This is a genomic window from Mesorhizobium sp. WSM4821 (assembly GCF_055901555.1).
The window spans coordinates 1,692,148-1,706,539 of record NZ_CM148371.1 but is presented as its reverse complement, the minus strand read 5'-3'; the positions used below and the strand labels follow the sequence as shown (position 1 = coordinate 1,706,539).

Sequence of the window (14,392 nt, the reverse complement as noted above, 5' to 3'; positions counted from 1 at the left end):
ATTCATGACGAACAACAGGCCCGAATCCCAGATCGAAATCCCCTTCATGGGGCGCTGGCACTATTCGCGCGCCGAAATGATTGCCGACGGTATCGTCCATGCGGTGGGCATCGTGCTCGCCATCGCCGCCGGCTCGGCTCTGCTGGCGCTGGCCGCCTTCCATACCGGTCCGGGCGAATATGTCGCCGCCGCTTTCTACGTGGTTTCGCTGCTCAGCGTGCTGTCGGTGTCGCTGGCCTACAATCTGTGGCCGGTATCGCCGGCCAAGTGGATTTTGCGGCGCTTCGACCATGCCGCTATCTATCTGCTGATGGCCGCGACCTACACGCCCTTCCTGGCCCAGCTCGACGGCTCGCCGCTGGCCGTCTCGATGATCATCCTGGTCTGGGTTGCCGCAGCGATCGGCATCGCCATCAAGGTGCTGCTTCCCGGCCGCTTCGACCGGCTGGCAATCGTTTTCTATCTCGCCATCGGCTGGAGCGGCATCGTCCTGGTCGAGCCGCTCGTCCAGACGCTGCCGACGACATCGATCGCGCTGATCGTTGCCGGCGGCATCGTCTACTCCTGCGGCGTCATCTTCTTTGCCTGGAAGGGCCTGCGCTTCCACAATGCGCTGTGGCACGGCTTTGTCGTCACCGGCGCCAGCCTGCATCTGGCCGCCATGGTCGACTGCCTGGTCATCAACCGGCTCTGACGCCAGTGATACAGTTGGCAATACTACCAAGGCAATCGGGCGAAGGAAAAAAGTCCTGCTTCCTGCCCGCGCACCGGCGGCGGCAACCATTTTCGCAAAGCGAAAATGGCAAGGCCGACCGGCCGTCGCGCCTTTTGGCGCGTGAAGCCAAGGGCGCGGATGCGACCGCCGGCGTTTGAGGCAGCAAGGAAAGTAGGGCAATCGGTTCACCCGATTGCCCTGGCAATATTGCCAAGCGCCATTCAATTTCGTCACAATTGCGTTTAGAGTCGCCGTCAAACGTGATTTGGCGGCAGCGGCATCGGAAACGGGGCACGAATGGCTTTTTTCAAATCCTTCGGCATGGGCAGGCGCTCCGACGTTCTGATGTATGATCCGCACAAATTGTCGAGCCCGCAGGTCTTTCTCCTGACCATGGTCATCTTCCTGATGATCGTCGCCTTCATCGCCGCCATCCTGACCCGTCAGATCTCGACCGCCTTCGCCACCAATCCCGGTCTCAACGGCCTGATCATCGGCGTGCTTGTGGTCGGTATCCTGCTGGCCTTCGTGCAGGTCGGCCGGCTGTTTCGCGAAGTGCGCTGGGTCAACTCCTTTCGGGCCGGCTCCGAAACCACCGAGCCGGTGCTGCTGGCGCCGATGAAGGCGATGATCGGCCGCTCGTCGACGATCGCCTTCTCGACCAGCTCGATGCGCACCATGCTCGATTCGATCGCCACCCGCCTCGACGAAAGCCGCGATACCTCGCGCTATCTTGTCGGGCTGCTGGTCTTCCTTGGCCTGCTCGGCACTTTCTGGGGCCTGCTCAACACGATCGGCTCGATCCGCGAAACCATCGAGTCGCTCGATCCCGGCACAGGCGATGCCGCCGCCGTGCTCGAATCGCTGAAGCAGGGACTTTCCGCGCCGCTGGCCGGCATGGGCACCGCCTTCTCGTCCTCGCTGTTCGGCCTGTCCGGGTCCCTGGTGCTCGGGTTCCTCGACCTGCAGGCTGGCCGCGCCCAGACACGTTTTTATACCGAGCTCGAAAACTGGCTGTCCTCGGTCACCGACCTGTCGTCCGACATCGTCGTTGCCGAACCGGTCAAGGCCGAATCCTCCGACGAGATCCGCGTCCTGTCGGAAAAACTGCGCAGCATGCAGGAGAATGGCGGCGGCGCCAATCCACGCGTCGCCACGGCCATGGCCAATCTTGCCGACGGCATTTCGGGCCTGGTCAAGAACATGCGCTCGGAGCAGCAGATCATGCGCGACTGGGTCGAGGCCCAGTCGGACGAGCAGAAGGCGATGCGCAGCACGCTGGAGAAGATCGCCGACGCCCTGAAGAAGCCTGGAGTTCATTAGCATGGCTCTCGCCAGGAGCCGGCGTGCAGATCGCCGCATCGATTACTGGCCGGGCTTCGTCGACGCGCTGTCGACGCTGCTGCTCGCAATCATGTTCCTGCTGACGGTCTTCGTGCTGGCGCAGTTCCTGCTCGGCCGCGAAATCTCCGGCAAGGACACGGTGCTCAACCGCCTCAATTCGCAGATCAACGAACTGACCCAGCTTCTGGCACTGGAACGCTCGACGACGCAGGACAAGGAAGATTCGCTCGCCAATTTGCAGGCGTCGCTGTCGGCATCGGAGGCGGAAAAGAGCCGGCTCGAGCAATTGCTGGCGCAAGGCGCCGGCGCCGGCGACGCGGCCAACCAGCGCGCCACGGCACTTTCCGGCGAACTCGACAACCAGCGCCAGATCAGCCAGCAGGCGCTGAGCCAGGTCGAAATCCTCAACCAGCAGATCTCGGCGCTGCGCAGGCAGATCGGAGCGCTCGAAGAAGCGCTCAACGTGTCTGAAGCGCGCGATCGCGAATCCAACACCAAGATCGCCGATCTGGGCCGCCGCCTGAACGTCGCGCTGGCGCAACGCGTGCAGGAACTGAACCGCTATCGGTCCGACTTCTTCGGGCGCTTACGCGAAATCCTCGCCGACCGCGAGAACATCCGCATCGTCGGCGACCGCTTCGTCTTCCAGTCGGAAGTGCTTTTCCCGACCGGCTCCGAAGTGATCAACGACGCCGGCAAGGTCGAGATGAAGAAGCTCGCCGACGCCATCATCGACCTGCAGAAGGAGATCCCGCCGGAGATCAACTGGGTGCTGCGCGTCGACGGTCACACCGACGACAAGCCGCTGTCGGGCACCGGCCGCTACCGCGACAATTGGGAATTGTCGACGGCGCGCTCGACCTCGGTGGTGAAGTTCCTGATCGAGAACGGCGTGCCGGCCAACCGGCTGGTTGCGGCCGGCTTCGGCGAATTCCAGCCGCTCGACCCCGCCGACACCGAAGACGCGCGCAACAAGAACCGCCGTATCGAGCTGAAACTGACCGAGCGCTGATCGGCCGGCTCGAAGCGGCCGCATGTAGGGCGCCAGTACAGGCTGGCAAGGCCTGAAAAGATTACCTTTTTTGATTACACTTTGCCGAGAAGCGCCCCTAGTTCTGTCACCGGGCCGAGAACCGCCGGCGGTGGAATCGTCCATCGCGACGCGACGGAACCGGACGGCCCACGGCAGGAAGGCGGGCGTCCCAATCGCTGCCTTCCCCAGTAAAAGGAGACGCATCCATGCGCTCTTTCAAGACCCTCAGGCGCAAGACCCTCAAGCGCAAGACCCTCAAGCTCAAGGCCCTCAAGCCCAAAGCCCCCAGGCCCAATCGGGCCCAAGGCTTTCAGGACTGCAACGCTCGCCGCACTTCTCGTCACCGTTCCGTTTGCTGGCGCCTACGCCGCATCGACCTCCGTATACGGCCCGCGTGAGACAGGCTTGATCAATCAGATAGAAAGCCTGGATACGGGTATACGAGCCGCGACGCAGGCAAACGTGATCCAGCCCGACGAGGCGCGTGATTTGCATACGCAGGTCGTTCAACTCGACCAGGCCGCCCACAGGGCCGCGCGAAACGGAATGATGCCGGCCACGCAATATCGGCAGTTGCTGCAGCAGCTCGACGATGTGAGCCAAAAGCCGCGGGTCACCACTGGCAGCACCTTCCTCATCGGCAGCGGCGGCGATGGCGGGCACCCAAACGGTTACGGCCCAAATCATCCACACCGCTGAAAATCATTCATAACGGCGCGTGCGTCCTGTCGGCACGCAAGGCCGCTGCAGCACTTTTGGCATGGCCCCTTCCGGACCTTCGGTTGGGGGTCATGCGCCCAGGAAAAAGCGATGCTAAAAAAGAAGCTAGTTCAACGCGAGCGCGATTAGCGCCACCACCGCCGGCACGGTCTGGATGAACAGGATCCTTCTGCCGACCGTCGCTGCGCCGTAGAGGCCGGCGATGGCGACGCAGAGCAGGAAGAAGATCTTGACCTGGAAACCGGCCTCGCCGAGGTAGAGCCCCCAGATCAGCCCGGCGGCGAGAAAGCCGTTGTAGAGCCCCTGGTTGGCGGCAAGCACCTTGGTTGCGCTGGCGAATTCCGGCGTCAGCTTGAACGCCTTGTGGCCGCGCGGCGTGTCCCACAGCACCATCTCCAGATAGACGATGTAGAGGTGGATCAGGGCCACCAATCCAACCAGCACATTGGCGATCATGCTTCGTCTCCCCGTCACGGCCTTGCGCCGCCAGGCGATATTGACCACGCACGCCATCGCTCCCGCAAGACGCATTGCGTCGGGAACCCCTGGCCAGCGACCAAAGTACCCATCACCGGCGGCCCTCAGGGTTGCCAATGCCGGCGCATTGGTATCTTTTCGCGCCGTCCAAAATCAGCGGAACCGCCATGTCCTTTCAAAAACTCGACGACCTCGGCCATAAGCTCGAAGCGCTGGAACATGCGCTCGCCATTCTCGGCGCCGACGAGGCGACACATATGGCCGTCGGCGGCGGCGAGAAGCGCGCCGAGGCGATGTCGGCGCTTGCCGGCATGCATCACGCCCGAGCGACCGCGCCGGAGATCGCCGACTGGATCGCGGCCGCCGAACAGGAAACACTGAACGAAGAACAACAGGCAGCGCTCAAGGAATTCCGGCGCCAATACACCAACCTGACCTGCCTGCCGGTCGAGTTCGTCGAACGCCAAACGACCGCGCGCATGCGCTCCGAGCAGCTCTGGCGCGATCTGCGCGCGAAAAACGACTGGGCCGGTTTTTTGCCGGCGCTCGAAGGGGTGGTAGCGCTGGTGCGCGAGGAGGCAGCTCTTCGCGCCGAGGTGCTCGGCCTCGCCCCCTACGACGCACTGATGGAGCAATATGATCCCGGCAACCGCGCCGCCGACATCACGCCGGTCTTCGCCGAGCTGAAGACCTTCCTCAGGGGATTCGTGCCGGAGGCGCTGGCCGTGCAGGAAGAGCAGCTGGCAAAACACCCGCTAAAGCCGCTTTCGGGCAGCTATGCGATCGACAAGCAGCGCGAGCTTGGCCTCGCCATGATGGCGGCGGTCGGCTTCGACCTCACCCACGGCTCACTTTCGGTATCGCATCATCCGTTCTGCGGCGGCGTGCCGAGCGACGTGCGCATCACCACCCGCTACAAGACCTCCGACTTCCTGTCGGCGCTGATGGGCGTGCTGCACGAGACCGGCCACGCGCTTTACGAACAGAACCTGCCGAAGGCGTGGGCGCACTGGCCACTCGGCAACGCGCGCGGCATGGCCGTGCATGAAAGCCAGAGCCTGTTCGTCGAGAAGCAGATCGGCCGCAACCCCGAATTCTGGCGCTGGGCGCTGCCGGTGGTCGAAAGGCACCTCGGCGAGACTTGGTCGATCGACGACATCCTGCCGCACGTGCACCGGGTCGAGCGCGGCCTGATCCGCGTCGACGCCGACGAGGTGACCTATCCGCTGCACGTCATCCTGCGCTACGAGTTGGAGCAGGAGCTCGTATCGGGGCGGCTGGAGGCTGCCGACCTGCCCGAGGCCTGGGACGCCAAGATGCGCGATTATCTCGGCCTGTCGACCATCGACAACCCGGCCGATGGACCGATGCAGGACGTGCACTGGCCGGGTGCCGCCTTCGGCTATTTCCCATCCTATACGCTGGGCGCCATGATGGCGGCACAGCAATGGGCGGCGCTGACCAGAGACCATCCTGCCGCCGACGCAGACCTCGCCCGGGGAGATTTCGCGGCGATCAACGACTGGCGCCGGCAAAAGATCTGGTCGCAAGGCTCGCGCTGGTCGACGCCCGATCTGCTCGAACGCGCCACCGGCGAAAAACTCAACGCCGCTCATTTCACCGAGCATTTGAAGAAGCGGTATGGGAGCCAGTAAGTGGTCTTCATCGGCGTCAGGTGGCAGGGTGGGACAATGGTCAGAAAATTTCTATTCGAGGGTCGACCATGAACCGTACTCACACCTACATCCCTGTTCCGCTGCCCGACTATCATGAAATTCCGGTCGAGAGGATGCGCGAGAACGCCAAGGCTTTTTATGCAGAACTGCGCACCCGCCATACCGTGCGCGAATTCTCTTCCAGGCCGGTGCCGCGAGACATCATTGAAACCTGCATCCTTGCGGCGGGCACCGCGCCGAACGGCGCCAATCATCAGCCATGGCATTTCGCGGTGATCGGCGATCCGATGACCAAGAAGAAAATCCGGGAAGCTGCCGAAGCCGAGGAGCGCGCATTCTATGCCGGCCGGGCTGGAGAAGAATGGCTGGCGGCACTGGCCCCGCTAGGAACGGACGAGAACAAGCCGTTTCTGGAAGAGGCGCCATGGCTCATCTGCATATTCGGCGAGCGCAAAAGCCGGTCGGCCGACGGCGTGTTGCGCAAGAACTACTATGTTCCTGAATCGGTCAGCATCGCCGCCGGCTTCCTGATTGCGGCGCTGCACCGGGCAGGCCTCGCAATGCTCACCCACACACCCAACCCAATGAGTTTCCTCAACGATATCTGCGGTCGCGACCCTCACGACAAGCCATATATCCTGATGGTCGTTGGTTACCCGAAGGAAGGTGCGACAATCCCGGCGCATGCACTCGAAAAGAGGCAGCTCATCGACATTGCGACCTTCCTGTAGCGCTGCTCTCAAAAAACCGGAAAGCTACTCCGCGGCGCCCCTGAAAGCATTCGCCCCGGTTTCGAATTGCAGCTTGGCCAGCCGCGCATAGATGCCGCCCTTGGTGACGAGGCTCTGGTGCGTGCCTTCCTCGACGATGCAGCCGCCGTCCATGACGAGGATCCGGTCGGCCTTCAGCACCGTCGCCAGCCGGTGGGCGATGACGATCGTGGTGCGGTCCTGCATCAGCCGTTCCAGCGCCGTCTGCACCAGCGTCTCGCTTTCGGCGTCGAGCGCCGAGGTCGCCTCGTCGAGCAGCAGGATCGGCGCATCGCGCAGAATCGCGCGGGCAATCGCCACGCGCTGGCGCTGGCCGCCGGACAGCGTCACGCCGCGCTCGCCGACCTGGCTGTCATAGCCTTTCTCAAGCTTCAGGATGAATTCGTCGGCAAGCGCATCTTTCGCCGCTGCCTCGATCTCGGCGTCGCTGGCGTCCGGACGGCCGAAGCCGATATTGTTGCGTGCGCTGGCCGCGAAGATGGTGACGTCCTGCGGCACGATGGCGATGCGTTCTCGTATGGCGGCAGGGTCGGCCTCGCGCACATCGACGCCGTCGATCATGATCTTGCCTGTCTCGGGATCGTAGAAGCGCAGGAGCAGCGAAAAGACGGTGCTCTTGCCCGCGCCCGACGGGCCGACGATTGCCACCGTCTCGCCGGGCTTGACCTGGAAACTCAGGCCGTGGACGGCGGCACGGTCGGGCCCAGCCGGATAGGAGAAGGACACATCGTCGAAACTGATTGCGCCTCTGACCGTAGCCGGCAGCAGTTTCGGATGCGCGGGGGCTTGGATCGCGGGTTTCTCGGCCAGGATCTCAGTCAGCCGTTCGGCGGCACCGGCCGCCTGGGAAAGCTCGCCCCACACTTCCGACAGCGCACCGAGCGCGCCGGCGGCGAACACCGAATAGAGCAGGAACTGGCCGAGCGTGCCCGGCGACAGCGTGCCGTCGAGCACGTCGCGCGAACCGAACCACAGCACCGCCACCACCGAGGAAAAGATCATGAAGATGGCGAAGAAGGTGAGGAAGGATCGGGCAAAGATCGAGGATCGCGCCGCCTCGAACGCGGCTTCCACGGCAGATGAAAAATGTCCGGTGACCAGCTTTTCATTGGTGAAGGCCTGCAGCGTACGCACCGCGCCGATCTGCTCGCTGGCGTAGGCCGTGGCGCCGGCCAGCGTGTCCTGCGCCAACCGCGATTTGCGCCGCACCGAGCGGCCGAAAGCAACCAGCGGCAGCACGATCACCGGGATGGCGGCGATGACGAGGCCGGACAGTTTCGGGCTGGTGAAAACCATCATCGCCACGGCGCCGAGACCCAGGATGACGTTGCGCAGCGCCACCGATGCGGTGGCACCGACCGCCGACTTCACCTGCGTCGTGTCGGCGGCGAGCCGCGAGACGATCTCGCCCGACTGGGCGGTGTCAAAGAAGGACGGCGACAGCGTCGTGACATGGCGGAACACGTCGCTGCGGATGTCGGCGACGACGCGCTCGCCCAGCGTGATGACGAAATAGTAGCGGCTGGCCGACGCTGCGGCCAACAAGGCAGCCATCACCACCAGCATGGCGAAATACTCGGCGATGAAACTGGAATCGGAAGCGGAAAAGCCGTGGTCGATCATCCGCCGCACGGCGAGCGGCAGCGCCAGCGTCGTCGTCGCCGCGACGGTCAGCGAGACGACCGCACCAATGACCATCTTCCGGTAGCGGGTGATGTAGGGGAACAGGCGCCGCAGCGGCTTGAGCGAGCGCCTGCGCGCGTCTGCATCGCCACTGGTGTGCGCCATGACCGTTTCCTCTGGCTCTTTTGGCATGCGCCCCAATATGCGCCTGCCGCGGCCTTGTGATTCAATTCCGGCTGATGTATAGGCTCGCCGACCGTTTTAGAAGCCGTGGCTCCTCAATAGCTGCGGCTTCGAGTTTTAAAAAGGGGCGCATCGACGCAGGCTTTGTGCCCGTCAGCAGCGCCAGCGAACCAGGAATAGCACAATGAAGACCGACATCCATCCCGACTACCACACGATCAAGGTCGTCATGACCGACGGCACCGAATACATGACCCGTTCGACCTGGGGCAAGGAAGGCGACACGATGAACCTCGACATCGACCCGACCACCCACCCGGCCTGGACCGGCGGCCAGCAGACCCTGCTCGACCGCGGCGGCCGCCTGTCGAAGTTCAAGAAGCGTTTCGAAGGCTTCGGCCTCTAAGCCGCAGGGCTTTCGCAGATCAAGTACCCGCCCTCGTGGCGGGTTTTTTGTTGCCGAAATGCGGCCTATTCGCCGACCAGCTCCCGCAGCGCCATGCGCTTGTAGGCGGCGACCAGGTCGTCGCCTTCTTGCCGCCCGACCGAGATCGCCAGCCGCATGGTGGCCTCGCCCATCTGCCAGACGAGAAACGCCGTCGTTTCCAGCGCCGCCGGATCGGCGGCAGGCCGCAGCCGTTTCAGCACTGCGGTGAGGAATTCGGCATTGGCCCGGCTGTCGGCGAGTTCGAGTTCGCGCAGCGCCTTGTCGGCCTGCGTACCCGACCAGATGTCGCGCATCACCGGCTCCGCCAGGAACAGTCCGTAATAGATATCCACCAGCTCCGAAAACGCCCGCCCCAGGCCTTTGGCATCAGTGACATCTGCCAGTGCGGCTGAGATGCAGGCCTGGCTTTCGGCGGTGTAGCGCTCGGCCAGCGCCCAGATGATCGCCCGCTTGTCCGGAAAGAACTGGTAGAGCGATCCGATCGACACCCCTGCCCGTTCTGCCACTTCGCCCATGCGCATGGCGTCGCTGCCTTGCTCGGCGATCAGCGCGGAGGCTGCGGCCAGCATCCGCTCGAACCGCTCGCGGCTGCGTTGCTGGCTCGGTGCCCGGCGCGGCGATGCGATCCGGCCATCCTGTGAATTCGATACGGTCGAGCCTTCCATCGCTGTCTCCAGGCGAACGATCAACAATTGGCTTGACCCACAGAATACGAGGGTTTATCACGTTTTGCAAATATGAGGATACCTCATGTTTATAAGCAAAGGAGAACAGCCATGAACGGCACTACAATGAAACCGACCTTGATCCTCGGCGGCACCGGCAAGACCGGTCGTCGTCTCGCGGACCGACTGACGGCGCAAGGCCTGCCGGTGCGGATCGGCTCGCGCTCGGGCACGCCGCCCCTCGATTGGGAAAACAACACGACCTGGGCACCGGCGCTCGATGGCGTCGGCGCCGTCTACATCAGCTACTATCCCGATCTCGCCGTGCCCGGCGCGGCCGAAGCGGTCGGCGCCTTCGCCAACCTTGCCGTGGAACGTGGTGTGCGTCGGCTGGTGCTGCTGTCGGGGCGCGGCGAAACCGAAGCGCAACGCGCCGAAGAGATGCTGAAAGCCTCAGGCGCCGACTGGACGATCCTGCGCTGCGCCTGGTTTGCCCAGAACTTCAGCGAGAGTTTTTTGCTCGATCCGCTGCTCGCCGGTGAGGTGGCCTTGCCGGTCGGCACTGTCGGAGAACCATTCGTCGACGCCGACGACATCGCCGACGCCGCCGTGACGGTGCTTACCCGGCAAGGCCATGTCGGCCAGCTTTACGAGCTGACCGGGCCACGGCTGCTGAGTTTCGCCGAGGCGGTCGCTGAGATCGGCAAGGCCGCCGGCCGCGACATCCGCTTTATCCGGATCTCGCACGCGGAATTTACCGCCGCTGTAGCCGGGTACGAGCTGCCGGCCGAGTTCGCCTGGCTACTCAACGAGCTGTTCACCGAGGTGCTCGACGGCCGCAACGAGTCGCTGACCGACGGCGTCGAACGCGTGCTCGGCCGCGCCCCTAAGGACTTTTCCGCCTATGCAACCGAAACCGCCGCTACGGGCATCTGGAGTGACTGACGTGATCATGAAGCTGCTTCCCACCCTCACCTTAATCGCCGCGCTCGGCTCGGGCGTCGTCGCCGGTGTCTTCTTCGCCTTTTCCAGTTTCGTCATGCCGGGCCTCGCCCGCATGCCTGCCGCGGGCGGCATCGCCGCCATGAATTCGATCAACGTCACTGCGGTGACGCCCATGTTCATGACCGCGCTTTTCGGCACCGGGCTGGTCTGCCTTGTGCTTGCCGGCGGCGCTATCATCGGCTGGAACCAACCGGGTTCGTTCTGGCTTCTCGCCGGCGCACTGACCTATGTCATCGGCAACCCGATCGTGACGATGGTCTTCAACGTGCCGCTCAACAACGCACTTGCCGCCGTCGACCCTGTCAGCGCCAGCGGCGCCACTGTCTGGACCAGCTATCTCGGGGACTGGGTGATGTGGAACCACGTCCGCACCATTGCCGCTATCGCCGCGCTGGCATCCTTCTGGTTCGCCGCACGTTGAAATGTCTCGGGCCGGTGCGTCCGGCCCGCTTGGAGGCATTTACAGCATCGTGCGGAGAAGAACCTTGAAGGATCCGTATTCGAACATGGCCGTCGGCATGGCGATCGGGGTCGGTCTCGGGGCCGCCTTTGGTGTTGCAATGGACGATATACCGGCCGGCATCGGCATGGGCATTGCCATCGGTGCCGGTATTGGTGCGCTTTTCGGACAGCGGAGTGGAAAGTGATCTTTTGCGTTGCGCGTAGAGCTCAGCTCTTCGCCTTACGGTCGGCATGGCCGAGATCGCGGTCCGGATCGATCACATCGCGGGCCAGTTGCTTGAGCTTCGCCGCATCCGGAAAGCCGCCGTCGCGTTTGCGGTCCCAGATGAGTGTGTCGTTGCAGGAAATGGTGAAAATGCCGCCGGTGCCGGGCACCAGCGTGACCTCGCCCAGATCCGTTCCGAAGGTGGACAGCAGCTCCTGAGCCATCCAGCCGGCCCGCAGCAGCCACAGGCATTGCGTGCAATAGGTGATGCGGATGGTGGGTAGCGGCTTTTCAGTCATGTCAGATTGCGCTCCGCTCATATCTCTGGCTGAGCTCCGCTCATGCCGCGCTGAGCTTTGCCATGGTCTCGTCGTCGACCTCGAAATTGGCGTAGACGCTCTGCACGTCGTCGTCGTCCTCGAGGGTGGCGACCAGCTTGATCAGCGACTGTGCCCGCTCCTCGTCGACCGCGATGTTGGTCTGCGGCTTCCAGATCGGCTTCACCGACTCTGCCTCGCCGAGCGCGTCTTCCAGCGCCTTCGACACCTCGCCCAGGTTCTCGAAGGCGCAGTAGATCGTATGGCCGTCCTCGTCCGACTGGACATCGTCGGCGCCGGCTTCGATCGCAGCGTCCATGACTTTCTCGGCGCTGCCGACCGATGCCGGATAGAAGATTTCGCCGACACGGTCCCACATGAACGACACCGAGCCGGTTTCTCCCATCGCCCCGCCAGCCTTGGTGAAGGCGGCGCGTACATTCGACGCCGAGCGGTTGCGGTTGTCGGTCAGCGCCTCGACGATCAGCGCAACGCCGCCGGGCCCGTAGCCTTCGTAGCGCACGGCTTCGTAGGTCTCGGCGTCGCCCATCGATGCCTTGTTGATGGCGCGCTGGATGTTGTCCTTCGGCATCGACACCGCCTTGGCGTTCTGCACGGCCAAGCGCAGGCGCGGGTTCATCGACGGATCCGGCGTGCCGCTCTTGGCGGCGACGGTTATCTCGCGCGCCAGCTTGGAAAACATTTTCGACCGCACCGCGTCCTGGCGGCCCTTGCGATGCATGATGTTCTTGAACTGTGAATGGCCAGCCATGGCACCCCTGTCGTCTTCTCGGCTAGAGCATCCTGCAGCGAGGTGGTCACCTCGCTTCTCGCCAAAATGCTCAAATTCAAAATTTCAGAACGTCCCTGGTGCCTCCGGATGGACGCACGGCGCTCTCTATCGGAATGGCCGGCTTATAGATAAATCGGCTCAATTCGTCCAGCCGTGCGGTAAGGGTGGTGCGCAACAAGCCCGCCTGCTGCATTCCTGCGGCCGATCACCCCTCAAGATCGGATCTCAGCCGGTCGAGAATACTGATCGCATGCGTGGCGTATTCGCTGATCCAGCGGTCGTGGATCTGCTTGATCGGCAGGGCATTGAGATGGTTCCAGCGTTCGCGCCCCTCGCGCCGCGCGATAACCAGGTCGGCCTCTTCCAGCACTTTCAGATGCAGCATGACGGTGCAGCGGTCCATGTCGGTGAAGGCATCGCACAACATGCCGGTGGTCTTCGGTGCATCCTTCAGCTCGTCCAGCAAAGCGCGCCGGCGCGGATGCGCCAGCGCCTTGAAAACATTGTCGTCTTGCGATCGGCTTGACATGTTATGTTTTTATAACATATTCTCGACCCAATCAAGGAAGGAGCTGTGGATATGTCTCTTGGATTCAGAGTTTCGGGCCGCATAGGCAAACCTGTTGCCGAAGTCTTCGACGCAGTCGTCAATCCCAGCAAGCTCAGCGGCTATTTCACCACGATCGGTGGCGCCAGCGCGCCGTTGGTCGCGGGCACCGGCGTCGTCTGGTGGGGCAAGGTCCCGGTCGAGGTCGACGAAGTGGAGAAAGACAGCCGCATCGTGCTGCGCTGGGACACTGCCGACGCCAACGGCAAGCCGGCCTACAAGACGCGCATCGAGATGAATTTCGAGCCGCTCGACGACGGCGGTACCTTCGTCACCATCGCCGAGACCGGCTGGCACGAGGACGCGGTCGGCCTGAAGAAGTCCTACCTCAATTGCGAGGGCTGGTCGCAGATGCTGGCCTGCATGAAGGCCTATGTCGAATACGGCATCAACCTGCGCGACGGCTATTACCGCAGCGAGATGAAGGGCGAGCCGGCCAGTGAAGACAATATCTGAGAAGGCGGAGGAAGGAATGTCTGCGAAAATCACCGGCGGCATCAACATCGCCATGAAAGTGCCGCCACACCAATATCAGGAGACGGTCGCCTTCTACCGCGATGTCGTCGGCCTGAAGCCGTTCACGGCCAAGGCGCCAGCAACCGGCTTCGAACTCGGCCCAAATCGCCTGTGGATCGACGAAGCGCCGATGCTGAGCCAGGCCGAGGTTTGGCTGGAACTATTCACCGACGATTTCCCAGCCGCCGCCGATCATTTCGCCAAGGCCGGCGTCGTGCGCTGCGACGCCATCGAAGCGCTGGGTGAGGGATTCCGCGGTGGCTGGATCACCAATCCGGCCAACATCGTTCACATGGTGCGCGAGCCCGACGCCTGGTGAGCGCCAATGCTGAAAAGGAGCATCCCATGGAGATCCGCGAAAACCCGACAGCCGAAGCCGGCATGCTGATCCGGCGGCCGGTCGCCGAAGTGTTCGAAGCCATCGTCGATCCGGCCATCACCACGAAATTCTGGTTCACGCGCGGCAGCGGCCGGCTGGACAGCGGCAAGCAAGTCCGCTGGGAATGGCGCATGTACGACGTCTCGACGACGGTCGATGTCAGCGAGATCGTCAAGGACAGAAAGATCGTCATGCGGTGGAGCGAGCCGCCGACCACCGTGGTCTGGACCTTCAACGAAATGCCTGGGAGTGCCACCTTTATCGAGGTCCGAAATTTCGGCTTTGCCGGCAATGGCGACGAGCAGGTGAAGGAGGCCATCGGTTCAACCGGCGGCTTCACCCTCGTGCTCGCCGGCGCCAAGGCGTGGCTGGAGCAAGGCCTGACACTTGGCCTGATCGGCGACCGCCATCCGAAGGGTGTGCCGACGACTTAGAACGCATCGGCTTCCGCAGA

19 protein-coding genes are annotated in these 14,392 nt (G+C 63.3%); 13 read left to right on the top strand and 6 right to left on the bottom strand.

Annotated features, from left to right (window positions below):
- The first annotated feature begins 4 nt into the window (after nt 1–4).
- From trhA to AC0NID_RS08140, 4 genes are all read left to right on the top strand, one after another.
- Nucleotides 5–694 (top strand): PAQR family membrane homeostasis protein TrhA, encoded by a 690-nt coding sequence (gene trhA / locus AC0NID_RS08155; RefSeq protein ID WP_473452519.1) that lies wholly within the window; start codon nt 5–7, stop codon nt 692–694.
- 318 nt (nt 695–1,012) lie between these two features.
- Nucleotides 1,013–2,038, top strand: a complete 1,026-nt coding sequence (locus AC0NID_RS08150) for a MotA/TolQ/ExbB proton channel family protein (RefSeq protein WP_473452517.1) — start codon at nt 1,013–1,015, stop codon at nt 2,036–2,038.
- Between the two features lies 1 nt (nt 2,039).
- A complete protein-coding gene (locus AC0NID_RS08145; protein WP_473452515.1) occupies nt 2,040–3,071 on the top strand; it encodes a peptidoglycan -binding protein in 1,032 nt (343 codons plus the stop codon).
- A gap of 483 nt (nt 3,072–3,554) precedes the next feature.
- Entirely contained in the window at nt 3,555–3,791 is a 237-nt protein-coding gene (locus tag AC0NID_RS08140; protein WP_473452513.1) for a hypothetical protein, read from the top strand.
- A 126-nt stretch (nt 3,792–3,917) separates the two neighbouring features.
- Here the strand turns inward: AC0NID_RS08140 and AC0NID_RS08135 are convergent, their stop codons facing one another.
- Nucleotides 3,918–4,268, bottom strand: a complete 351-nt coding sequence (locus tag AC0NID_RS08135; RefSeq protein WP_473452511.1) for a DUF1304 domain-containing protein — start codon at nt 4,266–4,268, stop codon at nt 3,918–3,920.
- A gap of 188 nt (nt 4,269–4,456) precedes the next feature.
- On the opposite strand from AC0NID_RS08135, the gene AC0NID_RS08130 reads away from it, so the two are divergent.
- Together AC0NID_RS08130 and AC0NID_RS08125 are read left to right on the top strand one after the other, a co-directional pair.
- The gene (locus AC0NID_RS08130) at nt 4,457–5,944 is read left to right on the top strand and encodes a carboxypeptidase M32 (protein WP_473452509.1); all 1,488 of its coding nucleotides are present in this window, start codon (nt 4,457–4,459) and stop codon (nt 5,942–5,944) included.
- A 68-nt stretch (nt 5,945–6,012) separates the two neighbouring features.
- The gene (locus AC0NID_RS08125; RefSeq protein WP_473452507.1) at nt 6,013–6,696 is read left to right on the top strand and encodes a nitroreductase family protein; all 684 of its coding nucleotides are present in this window, start codon (nt 6,013–6,015) and stop codon (nt 6,694–6,696) included.
- A gap of 24 nt (nt 6,697–6,720) precedes the next feature.
- On the opposite strand, the gene AC0NID_RS08120 is transcribed toward AC0NID_RS08125, so the two are convergent.
- Nucleotides 6,721–8,523, bottom strand: coding sequence for an ABC transporter transmembrane domain-containing protein (locus AC0NID_RS08120; protein WP_473452505.1), 1,803 nt, complete (start codon nt 8,521–8,523; stop codon nt 6,721–6,723).
- 202 nt (nt 8,524–8,725) lie between these two features.
- On the opposite strand from AC0NID_RS08120, the gene rpmE reads away from it, so the two are divergent.
- Nucleotides 8,726–8,947 carry a 50S ribosomal protein L31 gene (rpmE, locus tag AC0NID_RS08115; RefSeq protein ID WP_006327661.1) on the top strand — a complete coding sequence of 74 codons (222 nt, stop codon included), beginning with the start codon at nt 8,726–8,728 and terminating at the stop codon, nt 8,945–8,947.
- Between the two features lie 65 nt (nt 8,948–9,012).
- On the opposite strand, the gene AC0NID_RS08110 is transcribed toward rpmE, so the two are convergent.
- Nucleotides 9,013–9,654, bottom strand: coding sequence for a TetR/AcrR family transcriptional regulator (locus tag AC0NID_RS08110; RefSeq protein ID WP_473452500.1), 642 nt, complete (start codon nt 9,652–9,654; stop codon nt 9,013–9,015).
- Nucleotides 9,655–9,765: 111 nt separating this feature from the next.
- Between AC0NID_RS08110 and AC0NID_RS08105 the strand changes: the two genes are divergently transcribed.
- The 3 genes from AC0NID_RS08105 to AC0NID_RS08095 all read left to right on the top strand — a co-directional run bounded on the left by AC0NID_RS08105 (nt 9,766) and on the right by AC0NID_RS08095 (nt 11,306).
- Nucleotides 9,766–10,599, top strand: a complete 834-nt coding sequence (locus AC0NID_RS08105; protein ID WP_473452498.1) for an NAD(P)H-binding protein — start codon at nt 9,766–9,768, stop codon at nt 10,597–10,599.
- Nucleotide 10,600: 1 nt separating this feature from the next.
- A complete protein-coding gene (locus AC0NID_RS08100; protein WP_473452675.1) occupies nt 10,601–11,080 on the top strand; it encodes an anthrone oxygenase family protein in 480 nt (159 codons plus the stop codon).
- Nucleotides 11,081–11,144: 64 nt separating this feature from the next.
- Entirely contained in the window at nt 11,145–11,306 is a 162-nt protein-coding gene (locus AC0NID_RS08095; RefSeq protein WP_473452496.1) for a glycine zipper domain-containing protein, read from the top strand.
- A gap of 22 nt (nt 11,307–11,328) precedes the next feature.
- Here the strand turns inward: AC0NID_RS08095 and AC0NID_RS08090 are convergent, their stop codons facing one another.
- The 3 genes from AC0NID_RS08090 to AC0NID_RS08080 all read right to left on the bottom strand — a co-directional run bounded on the left by AC0NID_RS08090 (nt 11,329) and on the right by AC0NID_RS08080 (nt 12,965).
- Nucleotides 11,329–11,625 carry an Rdx family protein gene (locus tag AC0NID_RS08090; protein WP_473452494.1) on the bottom strand — a complete coding sequence of 99 codons (297 nt, stop codon included), beginning with the start codon at nt 11,623–11,625 and terminating at the stop codon, nt 11,329–11,331.
- Between the two features lie 40 nt (nt 11,626–11,665).
- Nucleotides 11,666–12,415 (bottom strand): YebC/PmpR family DNA-binding transcriptional regulator, encoded by a 750-nt coding sequence (locus AC0NID_RS08085; RefSeq protein ID WP_473452492.1) that lies wholly within the window; start codon nt 12,413–12,415, stop codon nt 11,666–11,668.
- Between the two features lie 226 nt (nt 12,416–12,641).
- On the bottom strand, nt 12,642–12,965 hold the full coding sequence (locus tag AC0NID_RS08080) for an ArsR/SmtB family transcription factor (RefSeq protein WP_473452490.1): 324 nt from the start codon (nt 12,963–12,965) through the stop codon (nt 12,642–12,644).
- A 51-nt stretch (nt 12,966–13,016) separates the two neighbouring features.
- On the opposite strand from AC0NID_RS08080, the gene AC0NID_RS08075 reads away from it, so the two are divergent.
- From AC0NID_RS08075 to AC0NID_RS08065, 3 genes are read left to right on the top strand one after another with little or no spacing between them, the layout of a single operon-like run.
- Nucleotides 13,017–13,499 (top strand): SRPBCC domain-containing protein, encoded by a 483-nt coding sequence (locus tag AC0NID_RS08075; protein ID WP_473452488.1) that lies wholly within the window; start codon nt 13,017–13,019, stop codon nt 13,497–13,499.
- Between the two features lie 16 nt (nt 13,500–13,515).
- Nucleotides 13,516–13,878, top strand: a complete 363-nt coding sequence (locus AC0NID_RS08070) for a hypothetical protein (RefSeq protein WP_473452486.1) — start codon at nt 13,516–13,518, stop codon at nt 13,876–13,878.
- A gap of 26 nt (nt 13,879–13,904) precedes the next feature.
- Entirely contained in the window at nt 13,905–14,372 is a 468-nt protein-coding gene (locus tag AC0NID_RS08065; RefSeq protein ID WP_473452484.1) for an SRPBCC family protein, read from the top strand.
- Nucleotides 14,373–14,392 lie beyond the last annotated feature (20 nt).

What these genes read in the sequence shown, in the direction of transcription:
- AC0NID_RS08125 (WP_473452507.1), top strand. Translation starts at nt 6,013, where the DNA reads ATGAACCGTACTCACACCTACATCCCTGTTCCGCTGCCCGACTATCAT.
- trhA (WP_473452519.1), top strand. Translation starts at nt 5, where the DNA reads ATGACGAACAACAGGCCCGAATCCCAGATCGAAATCCCCTTCATGGGG.
- AC0NID_RS08080 (WP_473452490.1), bottom strand. Translation starts at nt 12,965, where the DNA reads ATGTCAAGCCGATCGCAAGACGACAATGTTTTCAAGGCGCTGGCGCAT.
- AC0NID_RS08130 (WP_473452509.1), top strand. Translation starts at nt 4,457, where the DNA reads ATGTCCTTTCAAAAACTCGACGACCTCGGCCATAAGCTCGAAGCGCTG.
- AC0NID_RS08150 (WP_473452517.1), top strand. Translation starts at nt 1,013, where the DNA reads ATGGCTTTTTTCAAATCCTTCGGCATGGGCAGGCGCTCCGACGTTCTG.
- AC0NID_RS08145 (WP_473452515.1), top strand. Translation starts at nt 2,040, where the DNA reads ATGGCTCTCGCCAGGAGCCGGCGTGCAGATCGCCGCATCGATTACTGG.
- AC0NID_RS08065 (WP_473452484.1), top strand. Translation starts at nt 13,905, where the DNA reads ATGGAGATCCGCGAAAACCCGACAGCCGAAGCCGGCATGCTGATCCGG.
- AC0NID_RS08090 (WP_473452494.1), bottom strand. Translation starts at nt 11,625, where the DNA reads ATGACTGAAAAGCCGCTACCCACCATCCGCATCACCTATTGCACGCAA.
- AC0NID_RS08075 (WP_473452488.1), top strand. Translation starts at nt 13,017, where the DNA reads ATGTCTCTTGGATTCAGAGTTTCGGGCCGCATAGGCAAACCTGTTGCC.
- AC0NID_RS08105 (WP_473452498.1), top strand. Translation starts at nt 9,766, where the DNA reads ATGAACGGCACTACAATGAAACCGACCTTGATCCTCGGCGGCACCGGC.
- AC0NID_RS08120 (WP_473452505.1), bottom strand. Translation starts at nt 8,523, where the DNA reads ATGGCGCACACCAGTGGCGATGCAGACGCGCGCAGGCGCTCGCTCAAG.
- AC0NID_RS08110 (WP_473452500.1), bottom strand. Translation starts at nt 9,654, where the DNA reads ATGGAAGGCTCGACCGTATCGAATTCACAGGATGGCCGGATCGCATCG.
- AC0NID_RS08085 (WP_473452492.1), bottom strand. Translation starts at nt 12,415, where the DNA reads ATGGCTGGCCATTCACAGTTCAAGAACATCATGCATCGCAAGGGCCGC.
- AC0NID_RS08135 (WP_473452511.1), bottom strand. Translation starts at nt 4,268, where the DNA reads ATGATCGCCAATGTGCTGGTTGGATTGGTGGCCCTGATCCACCTCTAC.
- AC0NID_RS08070 (WP_473452486.1), top strand. Translation starts at nt 13,516, where the DNA reads ATGTCTGCGAAAATCACCGGCGGCATCAACATCGCCATGAAAGTGCCG.
- rpmE (WP_006327661.1), top strand. Translation starts at nt 8,726, where the DNA reads ATGAAGACCGACATCCATCCCGACTACCACACGATCAAGGTCGTCATG.